The sequence below is a fragment of the Streptomyces sp. SDT5-1 genome (assembly GCF_052245995.1).
In the GTDB taxonomy this organism is placed as follows: Bacteria; Actinomycetota; Actinomycetes; order Streptomycetales; family Streptomycetaceae; genus Streptomyces.
In genome coordinates this window covers 7779074-7800255 of the sequence record NZ_CM125963.1, presented here as the reverse complement: position 1 = coordinate 7800255, position 21182 = coordinate 7779074, and the positions used below count along the sequence as shown (strand labels likewise).

The following is a 21182-nucleotide window of genomic DNA, read 5'->3' as shown; positions in this document are numbered from 1 at the left end:
CGCCTTGGATCGATGGATGTCAACATAGAGACATGTCGAATCAAGAGCTCGTGGTGCTGGGGCAAGCCGGTGACGCGGACGAATGCTGCCCGGGACTGCTCAGCGCACCGCTGGACGAGGAGCAGGCCGACGAACTCGCCAAGGTCTTCAAGGCACTTGGCGATCCGGTGCGTCTGCGCCTGCTGTCGATGATCGCCTCGCGGGCGGGCGGCGAGGTCTGCGTCTGCGATCTGACACCGGCCTTCGATCTGTCGCAGCCGACGATCTCGCACCACCTCAAGCTGTTGCGGCAGGCCGGTCTGATCGACTGCGAGCGGCGCGGCACGTGGGTCTACTACTGGCTGCTGCCGGAGACGACGGACCGCCTCGCGGGCGTCCTGACCCGTCCGGCGGGTGCCGCCTCGTGAGCATCGACGCACCCGAGAAGAGCGTGGCCGGGCGGCTGTCGTTCCTCGACAGGTACCTGGCCGTGTGGATCCTCGCCGCGATGGCGGTCGGCCTCGGGCTCGGACGTCTGATCCCCGGCCTGGGCGAGGCGTTGGCGGCGGTCTCCGTGAGCGGGGTGTCCCTGCCGATCGCGCTGGGCCTGCTCGTCATGATGTACCCGGTCCTCGCCAAGGTCCGCTACGACCGCCTCGACACCGTGACCCGCGACCGGCGTCTCCTGCTGCCCTCGCTCCTGCTGAACTGGATCGTGGGCCCGGCCCTGATGTTCGCCCTGGCCTGGCTGTTCCTGCCGGACCTCCCCGAGTACCGCACCGGACTGATCATCGTCGGCCTCGCGCGCTGCATCGCCATGGTCGTCATCTGGAACGACCTCGCCTGCGGACACCGCGAGGCGGCGGCCGTCCTGGTCGCCCTCAACTCGGTGTTCCAGGTGATCGCGTTCTCGGCGCTCGGCTGGTTCTACCTCCAGGTGCTGCCGGGGTGGCTCGGCCTGGAACAGACCAGCCTGGACGTGTCGGTGTGGGAGATCGCCCGCAGCGTGCTGATCTTCCTGGGCATCCCGCTCGCCGCCGGATACCTGACCCGCCGCGTGGGCGAGAAGACCAAGGGCCGCGCCTGGTACGAGTCCACGTTCGTCCCGCGCATCGGCCCGTTCGCCCTGTACGGACTGCTGTTCACCATCGTGATCCTCTTCGCGCTCCAGGGCGACGCCATCACCGGCAGGCCGGTGGACGTGGTACGCATCGCGCTGCCGCTGCTGGTCTACTTCGCGCTCATGTGGGCCGGATCGATGCTGCTCGGCAGGGCTGTCGGCCTCGACCACCCGCGCGCGACCACGCTCGCCTTCACCGCCGCCGGCAACAACTTCGAGCTGGCCATCGCGGTGTGCATCGCCACGTTCGGCGCGTCCTCCGGCCAGGCCCTCGCGGGCGTCGTCGGCCCTCTCATCGAGGTGCCGGCCCTGATCGCCCTGGTGTACGTGGCGCTGCGCGCGCGCCGCTACTTCCCCACGCCGACCGCCCCCGCCCCACAGGAAGAAGCAGCCCGTGCCTGACACACCCCACCGGCCGTCGGTGCTGTTCGTCTGCGTCCACAACGCCGGGCGCTCGCAGATGGCGGCGGCCTTCCTCACCCGCATCGGAGGCGACCGCGTCCGGGTCCGCTCGGCGGGCTCGGCGCCGGCCGACACGGTCAACCCGGCCGTCGTCGAGGCGCTCGCCGAGGTCGGCATCGACATCTCCGCCGAGGTCCCGAAGGTGCTCACGGCCGATGCCGTCGAGGCCTCCGACGTCGTCATCACGATGGGCTGCGGCGACGCCTGCCCGGTCTTCCCCGGCACCCGCTACCTGGACTGGCAGCTGCCGGATCCCGCCGGACAGGGCCTCGCCGCGGTGCGCCCCGTACGCGACGAGATCGAACGGCGCGTCCGGGCCCTCCTCGACGACATCACGGCCGCCTCCTGACGCCCCGAGTCACTCGTCGTCGAAGACCCTGCGCGCCCGCTCGATCGCGGGCAGATGCGTCTCAGCCCACTCCAGGAGTACGTCGACGGGGTGCCGCAGGGTCTTGCCGAGCGGGGTGATGCGGTACTCGACCGCGACCGGGCGTGAGCTGATCAGCTCGCGTTCGACGATGCCGTTGCGCTCGAGCCGCCGGAGCGTCGCGGTGAGGGACTTCTGGGTGACCTCCGGGATGGCGCGGCGCAGTTCGTTGAACCGGCGGGGGCGTTCGCACAGTTCGTTGAGGACGCTGAGCGACCACTTGTCCAGCACCTGGTCGAGGAGTTCCCGGTGCGGCGGCGCGATGCGCAGCTCGCCGTCGGCGGCGGGGGCGGTATCCATGGCGAAACCTGGTTCCGTTGAAGTGTCCTTCGTGCACCAGGTAGCAAAGGTATACCTGCGGGTCGCTCGACCTCAGGGTGTTCCGACTTCAGCCACGAGGAGCCTTCCATGCCCGTGCACCGCCTCTCCCCCGCCGGACTGCTCGCCCCCGTCCCGTACGACCATGTCTCCGTCGCCACCGGCACGCGCCAGGTGCACGTGGCCGGACAGATCGCCCGGACCCCGGACGGTGCCCCGCTCGCGCCGGGCGACCTCGCGGGCCAGGTCGCGCACGCGCTGCGCAACACGGCGACGGCGCTCGCCGGAGCGGGGGCGACGTTCGACGACGTGGTGCGGCTGACGTTCTACGTCGCGCGGTGGACACCCGACCGGATCGAACCGTTCATGGCGGGCGTCGACCGCGTCCGCACGGAGCTGAACCTCGGCGACCGCCTCCCGCCGTCATCACTGATCGGCGTCGACGTCCTCTTCGAACCCGATGTCCTGGTGGAGGTGGAGGCGACAGCGGTGCTCGACTGACGAGAAGCGGTCCGTCTCCTACGACAACCGTCGATCGCCCAAGTGCGCCCCGTAGTACTCCACCTGACGCCGCATGACCTCCCGCATCGGCGTGCCCCGCGGCACGCCGTACACGGTGCCGGGAAAGTCCAGGCCCTCCTGTTCCTCCCACAGTTCGTCGTGCCGGTCCGGGGAGAACAGGCGGGCCGGGGAGCCCGCGGCGATCCAGCCGATGGGCAGTGTGGTGTCCGGTGGCAGGTGGGAGTTGGCGTGGAGGACGCTGTTGATGCGCAGCTCGGAGCGGGCGCCCGCGACGGCGCCGGGGAACATCGACACCCCGGTGGCCACGAAGACCTCGTCCTCGACGCGCGCCCCGTTGATGTGCGCGTGCGGCCCGACGAGTACGGAGTCGCCGAGCACGGCGGGGTGCTCCGCCCGGCCCCGGACTAGGGCGTTCTCCATGACCACGACGTCGTGACCGGTACGTACCTCACCGTCCTCTGCGGTGAGCACGGCCCCGTGCAGGACGCGGGCGCGCTCACCCAGGACGACCGCGCCGCACAGCACGGCCGACGGGGCGACGTAGGCGGACTCGGGGACGACGGGCCGCTCTCCGCGGTGCTCGATCAGCATGCCCACGGAGCGTAGGGCAGTCCGGGGCGGCTGGGCACTCTCGACCGCCCCGGGCGCGCCTCAGGCCGTTTCGAGACGGTGGACGCTGACCGCGTACCCACCGCCCTCGTACGGCGCCGCGTCCCACGTCGAGAAGCGGTCGACGAGGGTGAGGCCCGCCGTCGCGCAGTACGCGTCGTACTCGGGCAGCGTGATGGTGGGTTCCACCGGCAGGTGGGCCGCGTCCAGGCCGAAGCCCGCGACCATCAGGCCGCCCGGGCGCAGCGCCCCGGCCAGCCGCTCGACGACGGTGGCCTCGGTGCCGGGGGTGAGCAGCGGCATGACGTTGCCCGCGGCGACCACGAGGTCGAAGTCGGCGGTGATGCCGAGGGCCGCCGGGTCGAAGTCGGCGAGGTCGGTCCGGTACCAGGGCAGCTCGGGCGCCCGCTCGCGCGCCACGTCGAGCATGGAGGCGTCGAGGTCGATGCCCACGCAGTCGTAGCCGAGCTCGGCGAGCCGGATCATGACACGTCCGGTGCCGCACCCGGCGTCGAGGACGCGGGCACCTTCGGACAGCAAGGCCGCGCAGAACGACGCCTCTCCGTGCACGTCCTTCCCACTGCGGGCCAGCGCCTCGAAGCGGGCGGCGTACTCGTTCCCTGACGTCCCACCGGTCAGTTCCTGCCAACGACTCATGAGATCGACTATAGGCCGCCCACGCCGCCGTCCAGGTCAGGCGGTCCCACCCACGCAGTCCCCCGCGATCTCGTCCAACAAGTCGATCAGCGCGTGCAGCGCCGGATTCGGGTCCCCCGCCCGCCACGCGAGGGCCAGGGGCAGGGGTGGGATGTCGGGGACCGGGATGAGGAGGACGCCGGGGACCTTGAGGTGGCTGGCGGAGGAGGGGACGAAGCCGATGCCGACGCCCGCGCCGACGAGCGTCAGGATGGTGTGCGTGTCGGGGGCCTCCTGGACGATGTGCGGGCTCGCACCGTGCGCCAGGTACACGCTGTGGATCAGGGCGACGATGCCCGCGCCGCGGTTGGTGGGGTGGCTGACGACGGGCTCGTCCTGGAGGTCGTCCATGCCGATCTCCTCGCGGTCCGCGAGGCGGTGGCCCGCGGGGAGGGCGACGACGATGCCGTGCCGGGTGAGTTCGCGGGCCTGGATGCCGGTGCCCGCGACCGGCAGCCGCATCAGGCCCGCGTCGATCTCGTCCTTGGTGAGGCGGGCCACCAACTCTCCGCCGTAGACGGGCCCGTTGATCTCCAGGCGCACCCGTGGCCGGTGCTCGCGGAACTTCCGGGTCATCAGGATGAGGACCTCGTGCGAGGTCGGCCCGCTGAACCCGAGGCGCACCACTCCGGTCTGTCCGCTCGCCGCTCGCCGGGCCGCGAGCGGTGCCTCACGCGCGGCCCGCAGCGCCGTCCGCGCCTCGGCGAGGAACGCCTCCCCCGCCGCGGTGAGGGCGACTTGTCGTGTCGTGCGGCGCAGCAGTGCGACGCCGACCTCGTGCTCGAGGCGCTTGATCTGCTGGGAGAGCGGCGGCTGGGACACCCGGAGCCGCTCGGCCGCGCGCCGGAAGTTGAGCTCCTCGGCGACCGTCACGAACGACTGAAGGTGCCGCAGCTCCACGTGAACTCCCGTTCCTTCGCAGGTCATCGGCGATTGTGTCGCGCCGCCGAATCAACGGTAGGGAACTTTGGTGTTAGACGAAACCAGTCGGCAGTCATAGCTTCCCTGTGAGCGCGATCACGTTGCTTCTACGGGAAGGACGGGACGAGATGCCGAGCACACGGCTGCCCGCAGAGGAGAAGATGGCCCGCAGGGCGGGCTGGGCCTCCTATCTTGGCTCGACCATCGAGTGGTACGACTTCTACGTGTACGGCACGGCCTCGGCCCTGGTGTTCGCCCCGCTGTTCTTCGCCGACGTGCCGCCGTCGATCGGGGTGCTGCTCTCCTTCGTCACCTTCTGGGTCGGCTTCCTGGCCCGGCCGCTCGGCGCGATCCTCTTCGGTCACCTCGGCGACCGCCTGGGCCGCAAGAAGGCGCTGGTCGCCACGCTGCTGCTGATGGGTGTCAGCACGGTCGGCATCGGCTGTCTGCCGACGTACGGGCAGATCGGGGTGGCCGCGCCGGTCCTGCTCACCCTGTTCCGTACGGTGCAGGGCATCGCGCTCGGCGGCGAGTGGGGCGGCTCCGTGCTGATCACCACCGAACACGCCAGGAAGGAGCGCGGGTTCCTGTTCGCGGCGTTCGCGCAGCAGGGCTCGCCCACGGGCCGCATCCTGGCGACGCTGTCCTTCCTCGCCGTGGGCCGGCTCTCCGACGACGCGCTGCTGGCGTGGGCCTGGCGGATCCCGTTCCTGGCCTCCGCGCTGCTCGTGATCATCGGCCTGGTGATCCGGCTCAGCCTGGAGGAGTCCCCCGCGATGGTGGCCCTCAAGAGCGCCGACCAGACGGCGAAGGTGCCGGTCGTCACGCTGGTCAGGGAGCACTTCAAACTGCTCCTGCTGGGCGTCGGCGCCGCGTTCACGGTCTTCGCCATCGTCTACGCCCGTGACACCTTCGCCCTGTCCTGGGCGACCGGCGAGGTGGGCATGGACCGGCAGGACTTCCTCACGGTCATCCTCATCGCCAGCATCGTGCAGTTCTTCGTGCAGCCGCTGGGCGCCGTGTGCGCGACCCGCTGGGGTGTGCGCAGGGCCGTCACCGTCATCCTGGCCTGCCAGATCCCGACGATCCCCGTCATGTTCGCCCTGATCGGCACGGGCAGCTTCCCGCTCGCGGTGACCGGCGCGGTCCTCGCCACCATCCCGGACGTCATGTACTACGCCATCGTCGCGGGCATGTTCGCGCAGGCCTTCCCCGCCAAGGTCCGCTACACCGGCATCTCCACGGCGTACGGGCTCGCGGGCGTGCTCGGCGGGCTCGCCCCTGTCATCCTCCAGTCGCTCCTCTCCGCGTCCGGGACGATCGTGCTTCCGGTGCTCTTCGTGGTCGTCCTCGGGGCCGTCTCGCTCGTCGCGGCCCGTGCCTTCCTCACCCTGTCCGCCAGGACCCGGCACGAGGACCAGGAGCCGCGGACCGCGCCGTCCGCGGCCGTCAACTGACCTTCCCTCGCCCGCACTTCGAGTCGCACCCCGAGGAGCCGCCGTGCAGCAGCACGCCACCCCCCGCCCCCGTACCGACGACGCCCTGACCGCCCTCCTGCATCCACGTTCCATAGCGATCCTCGGCGCGTCGGACCGTCCGACGAAGCTGTCGGGGCGGCCCGTCGACTACCTCAAGCGGTTCGGGTTCACGGGCCGGATCCTGCCGGTGAACGCCAAGCGCGAGCGGGTGCAGGGGCTGCCCGCCCATCGGAGCCTTGACGACATCGAGGGTGACATCGACCTCGCCATGATCATGCTGTCGGCGGAGCAGTGCGCCGACGCCGTGCGCGCCTGCGGCCGGCGCGGCATCCCCGCCGCGATCCTCGGCGCCTCCGGGTTCGCCGAGGTCGGCGGCCGGGGCGTGGAGCTCCAGGAGGAGCTGAGGGCGGCGATCGCCGAGAGCGGGGTGCGGGTCCTCGGCCCTAACTGCCTCGGCATGATCGCCTCCCGCGAGCGGGCGCTGCCCACGTTCACGTCCGCGCTCGACGAGGACGCGGAGCTGGTCGAGGGCCCGATCGCGTTCCTCAGCCAGAGCGGCGCCTTCGGCGGGTTCGTCTTCAACGCCGCGCAGAACCTCGGCATCGGCATCTCCCACTACCTCAACACCGGCAACGAGGTGGACCTCTCCGTCGCCGAGCTGGTCGAGGGGCTCGTCCGCAGCGACGGCACGGACGTCGTCCTCGCCTACCTGGAAGGTGTCACCGGCGGCCGCCGTCTCCTGGACGCCGCCCGCGAGGCCCACGACCGGGACAAGCCGGTCATCGCCGTGAAGGTGGGCCGTTCCGAGGCGGGCGCCCGGGCCGCCCAGTCGCACACGGCGTCGCTCGCCGGTGAGGACGCGGTGTTCGACGGCGCGGCGCGCCAGTACAACATCCTGCGCGTGGACGGGCCCGAGTCGATGCTGGAGGCCGCGCAGATCTTCGCCACCGGCCGCCGGGCACGGGGCCGCAGGCTCACCTCGCTGTCGGTGTCCGGCGGCGCGGGCGCCCTGATGGCGGACGCGGCGGCGGCCCACGGCATCGAGGTGCGCCCCTGGGACGAGCGGTGGCAGCACACCATGGCCGCCGCCATCCCCGCATACGGGTCCCCGCGCAATCCGGTCGACCTGACCGGCACGCTCGTCGCCGAACCCGACATCCTGCGCCGGGCGTTGAAGGTGGCCGTCGAGCATCCGGACACCGACCTGATCGCGGTGCTGCTCGGCTGCGCGGACAACTGCGCGGACACCCTCATCGAGGCGCTCGACGAGGCGTACCGGGCCACGGACCGGCCCTTCGTGGTGGTGTGGACCGGCGGCAGCGGCAGGCCCCGCGCCCGGCTGCGCGAGCTCGGCATCCCCTGCTACACGGATCCGGCGCAGGCGGCCCGCGCGCTCGGCCTGCTCGCCGACTTCAGCCTGCGGCCGCCGCTGCCCGCCCCCGTACGGCCCGCCGACGTGGACACCGAGGCCGCGCGCGCCGTCGTGGCCCGCGCGCGTGCGGAGGGCCGCGCCCAGCTCGACGAGTACGAGTCGACCCGGCTGATCGCCGCGTACGGCGTGCGGACCGCGGCCTCCCGCCCGGCCGCCGACCCCGACGAAGCGGCCCGCGCGGCGGCGGAGTTGGGCGGACCGGTCGCCGTGAAGCTGCTGTCGGAGCGGATCGGGCACAAGAGCGACATCGGCGGCGTCCGGCTGGGCCTCGACGGCGCGGACGCGGTGCGCGGGGCCGCAGCCGACGTGCTGCGCGTGGCCCGCGACGCGGGTGTGCCCGATGCCCGTGTCCTCGTCCAGCGGATGGCCGAGGGCGGCGGCACCGAGCTGATCGTCGGCGTGAAGCGCGACCCGGTGTTCGGCCCCGTCGTCGTGACCGGGCTCGGCGGCATCCTCGTCGAGGCGCTCGCCGACAGCCGGGTGGCGGTCGCGCCGGTCGACCGGGACGGCGCCCGCCGGATGCTGCTCTCCCTGCGCGGCAGCCGCCTGTTCGGTGCCGTGCGCGGCCGGCCGGCCCGTGACGTGGAGGCGGCGGCCGACACGATCGTCCGCCTCTCCTGGCTCGCCGCCGACCTCGCCGACGACCTCGCGGAGCTGGACGTCAACCCGCTGCTGCTCGGCGCGGCGGGCGAGGGCGCGCTCGCCGTGGACGCGCTGGCGCACCTGGACTGACCTTCATGGAGCGCACCTCGACCGACCTTCTGGGAAAGGAGACTGACGATGGAAGCAGCGGAGTTCGACGCGGTCGTCGCCGCCGTGCGCACCCTGGTGCGCGAGGACGTCGTGCCGCGCGAGGACGAGATCGAGCGGACCGACGCGATTCCGGACGACATCCGGCGCAAGGCGGCCGACATGGGCCTGTTCGGGTACACGCTGCCCGAGGAGTACGGGGGCCTCGGCGCGAGCCTGTCGGAGGACGTCCGGCTCGCGTTCGAGTTCGGGTACACCACCCCCGCGTTCCGCTCGATGTTCGGCACGAACAACGGCATCGCGGGCAAGGTCCTCGACAACGCGGGCACCGAGGATCAGAAGAAGCACTGGCTGCCCCGGCTCGCCGAGGGCGCCGTCGCGTCGTTCGCGCTGACCGAGGCGGAGGCGGGCTCCGACCCCTCGGGCCTGACCACGCGGGCCGTCAGGGACGGCGACGGCTATGTCCTCAACGGCAGCAAGCGGTTCATCACCAACGCCCCGCTGGCCGATCTGTTCGTCGTCTTCGCGCGCACCGGCGAGGAGGCGTCCGGCACGAAGGGCATCTCGGTGTTCCTCGTCGAGGCGGGCCTCCCCGGTGTCACGGTCGGCCCGAAGGACGCCAAGACGGGGCAGGCGGGCGCCTGGACGGCCGAGGTGTTCCTCGACGACGTACGCGTCGGGAAGGCGGCCCTGGTCGGCGGCGAGGAGGGTGCGGGCTTCGGCACGGCCATGCAGTCGCTGGTACGGGGCCGGGTGCACATCGCGGCGCTGTGCGTGGGGATGGCCGAGCGGATCCTGGAGGAGTCCGTCGCGCACGCGGCGACCAGCAGGCAGGGCGGACACCCCATCGGCGACTTCCAGCTCGTGCAGGGCATGCTCGCCGAGATCCAGACCGGCGTCCTCGCGGGCCGGGCCATGGTCCTGGACGCCGCCGAGAAGTACGACTCCGGCGAGGACCGCAGGATCCGTCCTTCGGCGGCGAAGCTGTTCTGCTCCGAGATGGTGTCCAAGGCCGCCGACCTGGGTGTGCAGATCCACGGCGGCATGGGGTACATGCGCGGCACGGTCGTCGAGCGCTGCTTCCGCGACGCCCGCCTGTTCCGGATCTACGAGGGCACGAGCGAGATCCAGAAGGTCATCGTCGCCAAGCAGCTGCTGCGGCGGGCCCGGTCATGATCGAACCCGCCGTACGGATCACCTACGAAGGGCCGGTCCACACGCTCACCCTGAACCGGCCCGCCCGCCGCAACGCGCTCGACCTCGCCGACCGGCGCGAACTCCTCGCCGCCCTGCGGGAGTCCGAGCGTGACCCGCGGTGCCGGGCGGTCGTCCTGACCGGCGCGGGCGACGTGTTCTGCGCGGGCGGCGACATCCGCTCCATGTCGCAGGACCCCGACGTGGCCCGCGAACGCCTCGCGGTCGTCAACGACGTGGCCCGCGCCCTGGTGTGCTCGGCGAAGCCGGTGGTCGCCGCGGTGCGCGGCGGGGCGTACGGTCTGGGGCTCGGGCTCGCCGCCGCGTGCGACTGCGTGGTGGCGGCGGACGACGCCCGGTTCGCGGCCTCCTTCGCGAAGATCGGGCTCACCGCGGACTCGGGCCTCAGCTGGAGCCTCGCGCAGCGCGTGGGCCCGGCGCGAGCCAAGGAACTCATCCTCTTCGCCGAGGACGTGGACGCCGTCGAGGCCCACCGGATCGGCCTGGTCAGCGAGATCACCGCGAGCGACAAGGTGTTGGGGCGGGCGCGGGAGCGGGCCGAGCGGCTCGCAGCCGCGTCCCCCGCCATGGTCGCCGCCACCAAACGGATCTTCGCGCAGGAGGCGCAGGACTTGGACGCGGTCCTCGAGGCCGAGGCCGCCGCTCAGGTCGAACTGCTCGGCGGTGCGGGCTTCGCGGAGGGTCGCGCCGCGTTCCTGGAACGCAGGCGTCCGGTCTTCCCCGCTTGAGCCACCAGCCACTCACCGGCCGCACACGGCAAAGGAGTACGCATGGCACCACCCCCGACGCCCCGCTCCCGCCCCCTGGAGGGCATGCGGATCGTCGAGCTCTCCAGCTACGTGGCCAGCCCGCTCGGCGGCATGACACTGGCCCAGCTGGGCGCCGACGTCATCCGCGTCGAGCCGCTGAACGGCGCCCCCGACCGCACCCGGCAGCCGCTCGCCGACAGCGGCACGAGCCTGTACTGGTCCGGCCTGAACAAGGGCAAGCGCGCCCTGGAGATCGACCTGCGCAGCCCGGAGGGCCGGGAGCTCGTCGCACGCCTGGCCGCCGGGGGCGGCGCGGGCGGCGGCATCGTCCTCGCCAACTCCGAGCGCCACCAGGAGCTTTCGTACGAGACGTTGGCCGCGCGCCGCCCGGATCTGATCCACGTCCTGCTCACGGGGCGGCGGGACGGTTCGGCCGCCGTCGACTACACGGTGCAGGCCGCGACGGGTTTTCCCCAGCTCACCGGTCCCGAGGACGCGGCCGGACCGGTCAACCACCTGATGCCGGCGTGGGACGTCGCCGCGGGGCTCTACCTCGCGGTGGGTCTGCTCGCCGCCGAGCGGCACCGGCTGCGCACCGGCGAGGGGCAGCAGGTACGGGTCGCGTTGGAGGACGTGGCCCTGGCGACCGCGGGGAACCTCGGGTACCTGGCCGAGGCCCAGCTCTCCCCGACCCCGCGCACCCGTGCCGGGAACCACGTCCACGGCACCTTCGGCCGCGACTTCGCCACCGCCGACGGCAGCCGCCTGATGCTGGTCGCGCTGACCGACCGGCACTGGCGTGGTCTCCTCGACGTCACCGGGCTCACGGACGCGGTCGACGCCCTCGGCCGCGCGCTCGGCGCCGACTTCGCGGACGAGGCCGAGCGCTACGCCCACCGCAAGGTGCTCGGGGAACTCCTCGCCGAGTGGTTCGCCGCGCGCTCCCTCGCCGAGGCGCGGGCCGCGCTGGGCCGTACCCGTGTGCTGTGGTCCACGTACCGCAGCTTCGCCGACCTGGCCGCCGACGACGCCCGGCTGCTGCGCGAGCACCCGTTGATGGCCCGTGTCGCCCAGGACGGTGTGCCCGCGCACTGGGCACCCGGCTCCCCCGTCGTCCTGGACGGCATCCAGTCCTCGCCCGAGCCCTCGCCGTCGGTCGGCGCGCACACCGGAGACGTACTCCGCAGTGAACTCGGGCTCTCCGAAGACGAGTTGGACACACTCCGCGCGGCGGGCGTGATCCGCCCGCACCGACCCGCCGCACACCACGTCACCACGACCGCAGGAGGCTGACGACAGACATGGCACTGCTCGCCGACAAGACCGCCGTCATCACGGGCGGCGCCCAGGGCATCGGGCTCGCCATCGCCAGGACGTACGTGCGCGAGGGCGCGCGCGTCGTCATCGGCGACCTGAACCTGGAGGCCGCCGAGGCCGCCGCGAAGGAGCTCGGCGGCCCCTCCGTCGCGCTCGCCGTGCGCTGCGACATCACCGACGCCGAGCAGGTCGACGCCCTGCTCCGGGCGGCGCTCGACACCTTCGGCTCCCTCGACGTCATGGTGAACAACGCGGGCATCACCCGTGACGCCACCATGCGCACCATGACGGAGGACCAGTTCGACCAGGTCGTCGACGTGCACCTGAAAGGCACGTGGAACGGCACCCGCAAGGCCGCAGCCGTCATGCGCGAGCAGAAGCGCGGCGCGATCGTGAACATCTCCTCGCTGTCCGGCAAGGTCGGCATGGTCGGGCAGACCAACTACTCCGCGGCGAAGGCCGGCATCGTCGGCCTGTCGAAGGCCGCGGCCAAGGAGATGGCGCACCACGGCGTGCGGGTCAACGCGATCCAGCCGGGCCTGATACGCAGCGCCATGACCGAGGCGATGCCGCGGAAGGCCTGGGACCAGAAGATGGCGGAGATCCCGATGCGGCGCGCGGGCGAGGTCGACGAGGTCGCGTCCGTCGCCCTGTTCCTGGCGTCCGACCTGTCGTCGTACATGACGGGAACGGTCCTCGAAGTGACGGGCGGGCGTTTCATGTGAGGCGCCCCGCCGCCGTTCCCCAGCACATCCCTCATCCGGCAAGGAGAGCCAGCATGCGTGAAGCCGTCGTCTGCGAACCCGTCCGTACCCCCATCGGCCGCTACGGCGGTATGTTCAAGACGCTGACCGCCGTTGACCTCGGTGTCGCCGCGCTCGAGGGACTCATCGAGCGCACCGGCATCAGTCCCGAGATCATCGAGGACGTGATCCTCGGGCACTGCAACGGCAACAGCGAGGCGCCCGCCATCGGCCGCGTCGTCGCGCTCGACGCGGGACTGCCGGTCACCGTCCCCGGCCTGCATCTCGACCGCCGCTGCGGCTCGGGCCTCCAGGCGGTGCTCTACGCGGCCATGCAGGTGCAGACCGGGGCGCACGACGTCGTCGTGGCGGGCGGCACGGAGTCCATGAGCAACGCGGTGTTCTACTCGACCGAGATGCGCTGGGGCGCGAAGGGCGCCGCGATCCAGCTGCACGACGGCCTCGCACGGGCCCGCTCCACGGCGGGAGGCCGCAACCACCCCGTTCCCGGCGGCATGTTGGAGACGGCGGAGAACCTGCGCCGGGAGTACGGCATCGGCCGCGACGAGCAGGACCGTCTCGCGCTCGCCTCGCACCAGCGCGCCGTGCGGGCGCAGGCGGACGGGGTACTCGCCGAGGAGATCGTGCCCGTGACCGTGCCCGGGCGCCGCGGCGGGGAGGACACGGTGATCGACACCGACGAACACCCGCGCGCCGACACCTCGTTGGAGTCCCTCGGCCGCCTCAAGCCGATCCTGCGCCACTCCGATCCGGAGGCCACCGTCACGGCGGGCAACGCCAGCGGGCAGAACGACGCGGCGGCGATGTGCGTCGTGACCACGCCGGAGCGGGCCGAACAGCTGGGTCTGCGTCCCCTCGTACGGCTGGTGTCGTGGGGTGTGGCGGGGGTGCCGCCGAAGACGATGGGCATCGGGCCCGTGCCGGCGAGCGCGCTGGCCCTCGACCGGGCGGGGCTCGGCCTCGCCGACATGGACCTGATCGAGCTGAACGAGGCGTTCGCGGCGCAGGCGCTCGCCGTGATGCGCGAGTGGGAGTTCGGCGAGAAGGACCTGGAGCGCACCAATGTGCACGGCTCGGGTATCTCGCTCGGGCACCCGGTCGGCGCGACGGGCGTCCGCATGCTGGCCACCCTCGCGCGCGAACTGCACCGCCGTGAGGCCCGGTACGGCCTGGAGACGATGTGCATCGGCGGCGGTCAGGGCCTCGCGGCGGTGTTCGAGCGGGTGACGTCGTGACCTCGCTCGACCGGGCGACCGCGCTCGTCGAGGCGCTGGAGGAGGTCGTCGCGGCGGCCTCCGCCCGGCTCGGCGCGGCGCCCGCGACGGACGACGACCAGAGCGTGCCGTACGACATCGCGTCGGTGTCGTCGGCGGTGGCGGCGGCCCGCCAGTTGCTCGAACTCGGCCCGCTCGGCGAGGCGGAGGCGGACCTGGCGCTGGTGTTCGCGGCGGACACGGCGGCGGACCTGGCGGGCCGGATGCTGGGGCGCGAGGAGCTGTGGGGTGTGTCGCCAGAGGGTGTCTCGTCCGGGGGTGTGTCGGCGGAGGGCGTACGGGCGAAGCCGCTCGACACGGTCGCCGAACACATCGCGGCGGGCCGCGACCCCGCGTTCCTCGACACGGTCGCCGAGCGGGTCCTTGCGGCCGGCGGGGAGGCGGCGCCGCGCCGGCTCTCGGACGAACTCCAGCTGGTGCGCGGCACGTTCCGCGACTTCGCCGAGGCGAAGGTGACACCGGTCGCCGAGCGCATCCACACCCACGACGAGGACATCCCCGACGCCATCGTCGAGGGCCTCTCCGAGATGGGCTGCTTCGGTCTGTCGATCCCGGCCGAGTACGGCGGCTTCGCCGAGGGCGGCGCCGACGAACTGCTCGGGATGGTCGTGGTGACGGAGGAGCTGTCGCGGGCCTCGCTCGGCGCCGCGGGCTCGCTCATCACACGCCCCGAGATCATCGGTACGGCGATCGCACACGGCGGCACCGAGGAGCAGCGCCGCCGCTGGCTGCCGTCGATCGCCTCCGGGGAGCGGCTGTGCGGTGTCGCGGTCACCGAGCCGAACCACGGCTCGGACGTCGGTGGCATCACCACGACGGCCGTCCGCGACGGCGACGACTGGGTCCTGAACGGCGTCAAGACGTGGTGCACGTTCGCGGGCCGCGCCCACTACCTGCTGGTCCTGGCCCGTACGGACCCGGACCGCGCGTCGGCCCACCGGGGTCTGTCCCTGTTCGTGGTCGAGAAGCCGTCCTTCCCCGGGCACGCGTGGGAGGTGGCGCAGGACGGCGGCGGCTCGGCGTCCGGGCGCGCGATCCGCACGCTCGGCTACCGCGGCATGCACTCGTACGAGGTCACCTTCGACGGATTCCGGGTGGCTGCGGAGAACCTGATCGGGCTCGACGAGGGCCTGGGCCGTGGCTTCTACCTCCAGATGCGGGCCTTCGCCAACGCCCGCCTTCAGACGGCGGCCCGCGCGGTCGGCGTGATGCAGTCGGCCCTGGAACTCGCCGTGGCCCACGCCACGCAACGCCCCGTCTTCGGCCGCCCGCTCACCGCCTACCAGCTGACCCGCGCCAAGCTGGCCCGCATGGCGGCCCACATCGCGGCGTGCCGCGCCTTCACCACCACGGCGGCGCGGGCCGTCACGGCGGGCGCGGGCGTACTGGCCGCGGCCCAGGTCAAGCAGCTGGCCTGCCGCTCCGCGGAGTGGATCACCCGGGAGTCCCAGCAGGTGCACGGCGGGTACGGCTACGCGGAGGAGTACGCGATCTCCCGCCTGTTCGTGGACGCCCGCGTCCTGTCGATCTTCGAGGGCGCGGACGAGGTCCTGGCCCTGAAGGTGATCGCCCGCCACCTGCGCTGACGCGAGATCCACCCACCCGCACGCCCCCATAGCCCGCGCTTATGGGCTCATAGGAACCACGCCGCTACCAGCAACGACCGGGCACACCGACGCTGGAACCATGACGACTACTGACACCGCGGTCAGCGCAGCGCACGGCGTGGTCAAGCCGGTCCCGGACGCGTACATGGAGGACACCGGGACCGGCCTCGACTTCGGGACGAGGGCGGACCGGATGGCCGGGCACCTCACACCGAACGACCGGTTCTTCGTCCGCAGCCACTCCCCCACGCCGCGGATCGACCCCGACACGTGGTCGCTGCGGATCGAGGGCGACGCGGTGCGGGCTCCCGTCACGTTCACCTACGACGACCTGTGGCACACGTTCCCGTTGGTGTCGGTGACCCGCACGATCGAGTGCGCGGGCAACCGCCGTGTCCTGTTCGGCCGCCAGCACGGCCGTCGCATCGCCGGTACGCCGTGGGGCCGGGGCGCGGTCAGCACCGCGGAGTGGACCGGCGTACGGCTCCGGGACCTCCTCGAGGCGGCCGGAGTGGGCGCCGACGCGCACGACGTCATGCCGGTGGCTCTCGACGAGTGCGGGGCGCGCCGACCGATGCCGCTCGCCAAGGCGCTAGCCGACGACACCCTCCTCGCCCTCGCCATGAACGGCGAGCCGCTGCCGCCGGACCACGGCTTCCCGGCGCGTGTCGTCGTCTCCGGCTGGCTGGGCGCGGCCAGCATCAAGTGGGTCGGCCGCATCGAGGTGTCCCGTGCCCCGATCCACGTCCCGTGGAACACCGAGGACTACGTCCTCATCGGCCCCGAGCACCCGGCCCACGGCCCCGTACTCGGCACCCCCATCAACGAACTCCCGGTCACCAGCCTCGTCGAACTCGACTGGCCCGCCGAACTCCGCCCCCGCCCCCAACTCATCCGGGGCCGCTCCTTCGCCGGCGAGCAGCGCATCGCCTCCGTGGCGTACAGCATCGACCGTGGCCCGTGGCAGGAGGCCCGCCTGACCGGCGCGTGCGAGGCGGGCGCGTGGACCCGCTGGCACTTCACCTGGTCCCCCGCCCCCGGCGACCACACCATCTCGGTCCGCGCCACCGACACCACGGGCCGCACCCAGCCGTCCCACGTCCCGTGGAACCGGTTGGGCTACCTCAACAACCAGATCCTGGAACATCCGGTACGGGTGTCCGCCGCCTGACGCGCGGCGGGGCCTCCTCAGCGTGGCGGCGCGGTGGTCTCCCGTACGACCAGGCGGGTCGCCAGTTCCACTCGGTGGGTGTCGGGTTGTTCGCCGCGGGACTGGCGGAGGACCGCGCGCAGGGCGGCGCGGCCCATTTCCTGGAGGGGCTGGGCGACGGAGGTGAGGGCGGGGACGGAGTCGCGGGCGAGGGCGGTGCCGTCGAAGCCGACGAGGCTCAGGTCCTCCGGCACCCGGATGCCGCGCCTGCGGGCCTCGCGCAGGACGCCGACCGCGATGGCGTCGTTGCCGGCGAAGACCGCGGTGGGAGGCCGGGGCCCCGACAGCAGGGCGGCGAGCCCTTCGGCGCCGTGTTCGGCATGGAAGCGGCCGTGCAGCACCAGCTCGGTGTCGGCCTCGACGCCGTACGAGGTGAGTGCGGCGAGGTAGCCGTGCAGGCGGGCCTGGTTGCACTCGATGGTCTCCGGGCCGCCGAGGTAGGCGATGCGACGATGGCCGAGGTCGAGGAGGTGTTCCGTGGCGGCCTTGCCCCCGGCCCAGTTGGCGGCGCCGACGCTGACGACGTCGGCGGGCGGCGGGTTGAACGAGTCGATGACGACGACGGGGATGCGGCGGCGCCGGAACGCCGCGATGCCCGCCCCGTCGTAGGCCGACGTGACGACGATGACACCGGCGCGGCCGTCGTTGAGGAGCCGCTGCGCCTTGCGGGCCAGACCGTTCTCGGTGGTCCGCTGTCGGCCGGTGGTGCCGACGACGACCTCGACGCCGGTGCTCGCGGCGTGGTCGAGGATGCCGTTCAGGAGGGCCGACGGGTACGCGGAGTCGATCGCGTCGAAGGCCACCTCGACGACGTCGGGCCCGGCCGGCGCCCTGCGCTGCGACGGCGAGCGGTACCCGGCCGCCTGCAGCGCGGTCAGCACCTTCGCGCGCGTCTCGTCGGCCACGTCCGCCCGGCCGTTGACGACCTTGGAGACCGTGGCCGTGGAGACCCCGGTGCTGCGGGCGACGGCGGCGAGCTTCGGCCGGGGCGAGGGGGACGGGTTCGGCATGCGGCTCCCCGAAGGCTCGAAGTTTTTGAAGTCTCGAAATCTTTTCGACGGACGCACAGCGTGCGACGTGGGGAGGCTCCCGTCAATCCCCTCCGAAGTCTTCCTGCCGCAGGGCCTCTTGACCACCTCTGCGGCCGCTTCTACGGTTCCCGGGTCTCGCACAATCCTCGAAACTTTTCGGCGCACGTCGCAAGAGGAGACACGTGACCACAGCCAAGAAGGCACTCGTCGTACGCGGCGGCTGGGACGGGCACCAACCCGTCGAGGCCACCGCCCTGTTCATCCCGCATCTGGAGGCGCACGGCTACGAGGTGCGCGTCGAGGACTCGCCGAAGGTGTACGCCGACGCCGCGTACATGGCCGGTGTGGACCTGGTGATGCAGTGCGTGACGATGTCCACGATCGAGCGGGAGGAGTTCGAGGGCCTGCGCACGGCCGTCGAGAACGGCACGGGGCTCGCCGGCTGGCACGGCGGCATCGCCGACTCCTACCGGAACACCGCGGACTATCTGCACCTGATCGGCGGCCAGTTCGCCTGCCACCCCGGCAAGCATCCCGACGAGCGCAGGGGTGAACAGGCCGACAACTACGTCCCGTACACCGTGAACATGCTCCCGGCCGCGGCCCACCACCCGATCACCGAGGGCATCGAGGACTTCGACCTCGTCACCGAGCAGTACTGGGTGCTCGCGGACGACTACATCGACGTGCTGGCCACGACGACGCAGAAGGTGCGGCCGTGGGACCCGTGGCACCGGGAGGTGACCTCGCCCGCGATCTGGACGCGCGGGTGGGGAAAGGGCCGGATCTTCGTGTGCACGCCGGGCCATCACGTCGACGTCCTGGAGCACCCGAGCGTGCGCACCATCGTCGAGAGGGGACTGCTGTGGGCGAGCCGTTGAACGTCGGGATCGTCGGCTGCGGCACGATCGTGGGCCAGTACCTGGAGAGCCTGCGCAGGCTGGAGCGGACCGTACGTCTGGTGGCCGTGGCCGACCTGGACGCGTCACGCGCGCAGGCAGTGGCCGACAAGTGGGACGGCGCGGGCGAGGTGCGCGCGGTCCCCGTCTTGGAGCTGCTCACCGCGGACGACGTGGACCTGGTCCTCAACCTCACGATTCCAGCGGCACACGCGGACATCGCCCTGAAGGCGATCGCGGCCGGAAAGCACGTCTACGGGGAGAAGCCCCTCGCGGCGACGACCCACGAGGCCCGCACCGTCCTCGACGCCGCGCGCCAGGCGGGCGTCGTCGTCGGCTGTGCGCCCGACACGGTCCTCGGCACCGGCATCCAGACCGCCCGCAGGGCCGTCGACGAAGGACTCATCGGCACACCCGTCGCCGCCACGGCGACGATGGTGACACCGGGCCACGAACGCTGGCACCCCTCCCCCGACTTCTACTACGCCCCGGGCGGCGGCCCCCTCCTCGACATGGGCCCGTACTACATCACGGCCCTGATCACCCTCCTCGGCCCGGTGACATCGGTCATCGGCGCGGCGAGCCACACCCGCACGGAACGGGAGATCGGCACGGGCCCGCGGGCTGGCGAGCGCATCCCGGTCACGGTCGACACCCACGTCACCGGTGTCCTCACCCACGAGTCGGGCGCCCTCTCGACCCTCCTGATCAGCTTCGACGCCGTGGCCACCCACTCCTCGAACATCGAGGTCCACGGCCCCGAAGGCACCCTGTCGGTCCCCGACCCGAACCACTTCTCCGGCGACACACGTGTCTTCCGCCTCGGCGCCGACTCCTGGGAAACCCTCCCTCCCTCGGCCGGCTACCTCACCTCGGGCCGCGGCTACGGCATCGCCGACCTGACCACGACACTCCCGTCCCCCGAACCCCGCGCATCGGGCACCCTCGCGTACCACGTCCTGGACGTCATGGAGTCCCTCCTGTCCTCGGCCTCCACCGGCGCATCGGTCCCTGTGACAAGCCGTGCACCACGTCCGGCGCCGGTTCCGCTGACGGATCTGACGGCGGCCGACTAGCGACGGTCACGCACGAACCGGCTCCCGGGGCTCTGAGTGTCCCGGGAGCACAGGAGCCCACGGGAACGGCGGGTCGGGGAGGGTGTGACGCAGAGGGGCGGCCACTTCGGACTGGAAGAGTTCGAGGGACGTGCGGTGTTGGGAGGGGGTCAGGCCGTTCGCGTCCGCCTGGACGTGGAGGGCCGAGTGGCCGAACTCGGCGTGGTAGCGGTGCACCTTGTCGATGATCTGCTGGGGGCTGCCGATGAGGGCGGAGCTGCGGGCGACGAAGTCCTCGACGGTCTCGAAGACGACCGGAAGGCCGGACTCGCGCTGGAACGCGAGCGTCGACTCGAAGATCGGCCGGTAGACCTTCACCGCCTCCTGGGACGTGCGGGCGACGTACAGGCCCGCCGTGCCCGCGCCGACGGCGATGCGGGCGGGGTCGTGGCCGTAGTGGGCCCAGCGGTCGCGGTAGTGGCGGACCAGTTCGGCGTAGGGCTTGATGGGGTGGGTGACGTTCGCCGAGAACAACGGGTCGCCGTAGCGGGCCGCGAGGTCGACGGACTCCTTGCTGGTGGCGCTGCCGTGCCAGACGCGGACCGGCCGCTGGTACGGGCGCGGCCACACCTCGGCGTCGGTGAGCGGCGGGCGGAACCGGGTGTCGGCCGTGACCTTGTCCTGCCGCCAGAGCTTGCGGAACACCTCGTAGCTCTCGGCGTTGCGGTCCCACTGGTCCTCGGGGGTGACGTGGAACAGGTCGCGCTGCGCCGTGCCGTTCCCCTTGCCGATGATCAGGTCGAGGCGTCCGCCGGAGAGGTGGTCGAGCGTGGCGTAGTCCTCGTAGGCGCGCACGGGGTCGAGGAGGCTGAGCGTCGTCACGGCCGTGAACAGGCGGATGCGGCTGGTCAGCGCCGCGACATGGCTGAGCACGACCGTCGGCGACGACGAGATGAACGGCCGTTCGTGGCGCTCACCGACGCCGAATCCGTCGAAGCCCAACTCCTCCGCGAGCACCGCGTGGTCGACGACTTCGCGGAACCGGTCGTGGGTCGTCCTCTGGATGCCCGTGATCGGGTCGGGGCGGTGGGTGATGAGGGTGATGGCGAGGAACTTCATGGCTACTCCTTGCTGAACCCGCGCCTGAGCCCGGGCCGCTGAGGGGCGGGTGCCGAGGCATCGGGCAGGGCGGGTCCTCGTGATCAGCGGGCGCGCGTAGGCGGGAGCGCACGGGCGGCAGGACAGTGCTCCGGCAGGCGAAAAGGTGAGGTGAACCGATCAGGCGAGGAGCCGACACAGCGCGGCGGCGACGCGGACGAGGTCCACGGTGCGGCGGCGGGTCAGAGG

The 21182-nt window shown here is 72.2% G+C and carries 21 protein-coding genes; 15 read left to right on the top strand and 6 right to left on the bottom strand.

Going from position 1 to position 21182, the window contains the following annotated elements; genetic code table 11:
- Positions 1-32: 32 nt before the first annotated feature.
- Genes ACTWJ8_RS35950 through ACTWJ8_RS35940 form a run of 3 tightly spaced genes read left to right on the top strand, consistent with a single transcriptional unit; the run spans position 33 to position 1910 of the window.
- Positions 33-407: an ArsR/SmtB family transcription factor gene (locus ACTWJ8_RS35950; protein WP_356373037.1), complete on the top strand. Its 375-nt coding sequence runs from the start codon at positions 33-35 to the stop codon at positions 405-407.
- Entirely contained in the window at positions 404-1501 is a 1098-nt protein-coding gene (gene arsB, locus ACTWJ8_RS35945; RefSeq protein ID WP_443261687.1) for an ACR3 family arsenite efflux transporter, read from the top strand. The genes ACTWJ8_RS35950 and arsB overlap by 4 nt, the downstream gene beginning before the upstream one ends.
- Positions 1494-1910, top strand: a complete 417-nt coding sequence (locus ACTWJ8_RS35940) for an arsenate reductase ArsC (protein ID WP_443261686.1) — start codon at positions 1494-1496, stop codon at positions 1908-1910. Before arsB ends, ACTWJ8_RS35940 begins: the two co-directional genes overlap by 8 nt.
- 9 nt (positions 1911-1919) lie before the next feature.
- Here ACTWJ8_RS35940 and ACTWJ8_RS35935 read toward each other — a convergent pair whose 3' ends face one another.
- Complete coding sequence (locus ACTWJ8_RS35935; RefSeq protein ID WP_443261685.1) at positions 1920-2288, bottom strand: winged helix-turn-helix transcriptional regulator; 369 nt, start codon at positions 2286-2288, stop codon at positions 1920-1922.
- A 108-nt stretch (positions 2289-2396) separates the two neighbouring features.
- Here ACTWJ8_RS35935 and ACTWJ8_RS35930 point away from each other — a divergent pair, with 108 nt between their 5' ends.
- Entirely contained in the window at positions 2397-2807 is a 411-nt protein-coding gene (locus ACTWJ8_RS35930) for a RidA family protein (RefSeq protein ID WP_443261684.1), read from the top strand.
- A gap of 18 nt (positions 2808-2825) precedes the next feature.
- On the opposite strand, the gene ACTWJ8_RS35925 is transcribed toward ACTWJ8_RS35930, so the two are convergent.
- Genes ACTWJ8_RS35925 through ACTWJ8_RS35915 form a run of 3 tightly spaced genes read right to left on the bottom strand, consistent with a single transcriptional unit; the run spans position 2826 to position 5033 of the window.
- A complete protein-coding gene (locus ACTWJ8_RS35925; RefSeq protein WP_443261683.1) occupies positions 2826-3419 on the bottom strand; it encodes a gamma carbonic anhydrase family protein in 594 nt (197 codons plus the stop codon).
- A gap of 60 nt (positions 3420-3479) precedes the next feature.
- Positions 3480-4094: a class I SAM-dependent methyltransferase gene (locus ACTWJ8_RS35920; RefSeq protein ID WP_443261681.1), complete on the bottom strand. Its 615-nt coding sequence runs from the start codon at positions 4092-4094 to the stop codon at positions 3480-3482.
- Between the two features lie 36 nt (positions 4095-4130).
- A complete protein-coding gene (locus ACTWJ8_RS35915) occupies positions 4131-5033 on the bottom strand; it encodes a LysR substrate-binding domain-containing protein (RefSeq protein WP_443261680.1) in 903 nt (300 codons plus the stop codon).
- Positions 5034-5182: 149 nt separating this feature from the next.
- Between ACTWJ8_RS35915 and ACTWJ8_RS35910 the strand changes: the two genes are divergently transcribed.
- From ACTWJ8_RS35910 to ACTWJ8_RS35870, 9 genes are all read left to right on the top strand, one after another.
- Positions 5183-6511: an MFS transporter gene (locus ACTWJ8_RS35910; RefSeq protein ID WP_356373046.1), complete on the top strand. Its 1329-nt coding sequence runs from the start codon at positions 5183-5185 to the stop codon at positions 6509-6511.
- 43 nt (positions 6512-6554) lie between these two features.
- Positions 6555-8696, top strand: a complete 2142-nt coding sequence (locus tag ACTWJ8_RS35905; protein ID WP_356373047.1) for an acetate--CoA ligase family protein — start codon at positions 6555-6557, stop codon at positions 8694-8696.
- A 48-nt stretch (positions 8697-8744) separates the two neighbouring features.
- A complete protein-coding gene (locus ACTWJ8_RS35900; RefSeq protein WP_443261679.1) occupies positions 8745-9890 on the top strand; it encodes an acyl-CoA dehydrogenase family protein in 1146 nt (381 codons plus the stop codon).
- The gene (locus ACTWJ8_RS35895; RefSeq protein WP_443261678.1) at positions 9887-10657 is read left to right on the top strand and encodes an enoyl-CoA hydratase/isomerase family protein; all 771 of its coding nucleotides are present in this window, start codon (positions 9887-9889) and stop codon (positions 10655-10657) included. The genes ACTWJ8_RS35900 and ACTWJ8_RS35895 overlap by 4 nt, the downstream gene beginning before the upstream one ends.
- Positions 10658-10699: 42 nt before the next feature.
- Positions 10700-11971, top strand: coding sequence for a CoA transferase (locus ACTWJ8_RS35890; protein WP_443261677.1), 1272 nt, complete (start codon positions 10700-10702; stop codon positions 11969-11971).
- Positions 11972-11979: 8 nt separating this feature from the next.
- Positions 11980-12720, top strand: a complete 741-nt coding sequence (gene fabG / locus ACTWJ8_RS35885; protein ID WP_443261676.1) for a 3-oxoacyl-ACP reductase FabG — start codon at positions 11980-11982, stop codon at positions 12718-12720.
- Positions 12721-12773: 53 nt separating this feature from the next.
- A complete protein-coding gene (locus ACTWJ8_RS35880; RefSeq protein WP_443261675.1) occupies positions 12774-13994 on the top strand; it encodes an acetyl-CoA C-acetyltransferase in 1221 nt (406 codons plus the stop codon).
- Positions 13991-15619, top strand: coding sequence for an acyl-CoA dehydrogenase family protein (locus tag ACTWJ8_RS35875; RefSeq protein WP_443261673.1), 1629 nt, complete (start codon positions 13991-13993; stop codon positions 15617-15619). Before ACTWJ8_RS35880 ends, ACTWJ8_RS35875 begins: the two co-directional genes overlap by 4 nt.
- A gap of 100 nt (positions 15620-15719) precedes the next feature.
- Positions 15720-16811, top strand: coding sequence for a sulfite oxidase (locus tag ACTWJ8_RS35870; protein WP_443261672.1), 1092 nt, complete (start codon positions 15720-15722; stop codon positions 16809-16811).
- A 17-nt stretch (positions 16812-16828) separates the two neighbouring features.
- Here ACTWJ8_RS35870 and ACTWJ8_RS35865 read toward each other — a convergent pair whose 3' ends face one another.
- Positions 16829-17860: a LacI family DNA-binding transcriptional regulator gene (locus ACTWJ8_RS35865; protein WP_443261671.1), complete on the bottom strand. Its 1032-nt coding sequence runs from the start codon at positions 17858-17860 to the stop codon at positions 16829-16831.
- A gap of 203 nt (positions 17861-18063) precedes the next feature.
- On the opposite strand from ACTWJ8_RS35865, the gene ACTWJ8_RS35860 reads away from it, so the two are divergent.
- Together ACTWJ8_RS35860 and ACTWJ8_RS35855 are read left to right on the top strand one after the other, a co-directional pair.
- A complete protein-coding gene (locus tag ACTWJ8_RS35860; RefSeq protein ID WP_356373056.1) occupies positions 18064-18762 on the top strand; it encodes a ThuA domain-containing protein in 699 nt (232 codons plus the stop codon).
- Positions 18747-19856 (top strand): Gfo/Idh/MocA family protein, encoded by a 1110-nt coding sequence (locus tag ACTWJ8_RS35855; protein WP_443261670.1) that lies wholly within the window; start codon positions 18747-18749, stop codon positions 19854-19856. The genes ACTWJ8_RS35860 and ACTWJ8_RS35855 overlap by 16 nt, the downstream gene beginning before the upstream one ends.
- 6 nt (positions 19857-19862) lie before the next feature.
- Here the strand turns inward: ACTWJ8_RS35855 and ACTWJ8_RS35850 are convergent, their stop codons facing one another.
- A complete protein-coding gene (locus ACTWJ8_RS35850; protein ID WP_443261669.1) occupies positions 19863-20954 on the bottom strand; it encodes an LLM class flavin-dependent oxidoreductase in 1092 nt (363 codons plus the stop codon).
- Positions 20955-21182 lie beyond the last annotated feature (228 nt).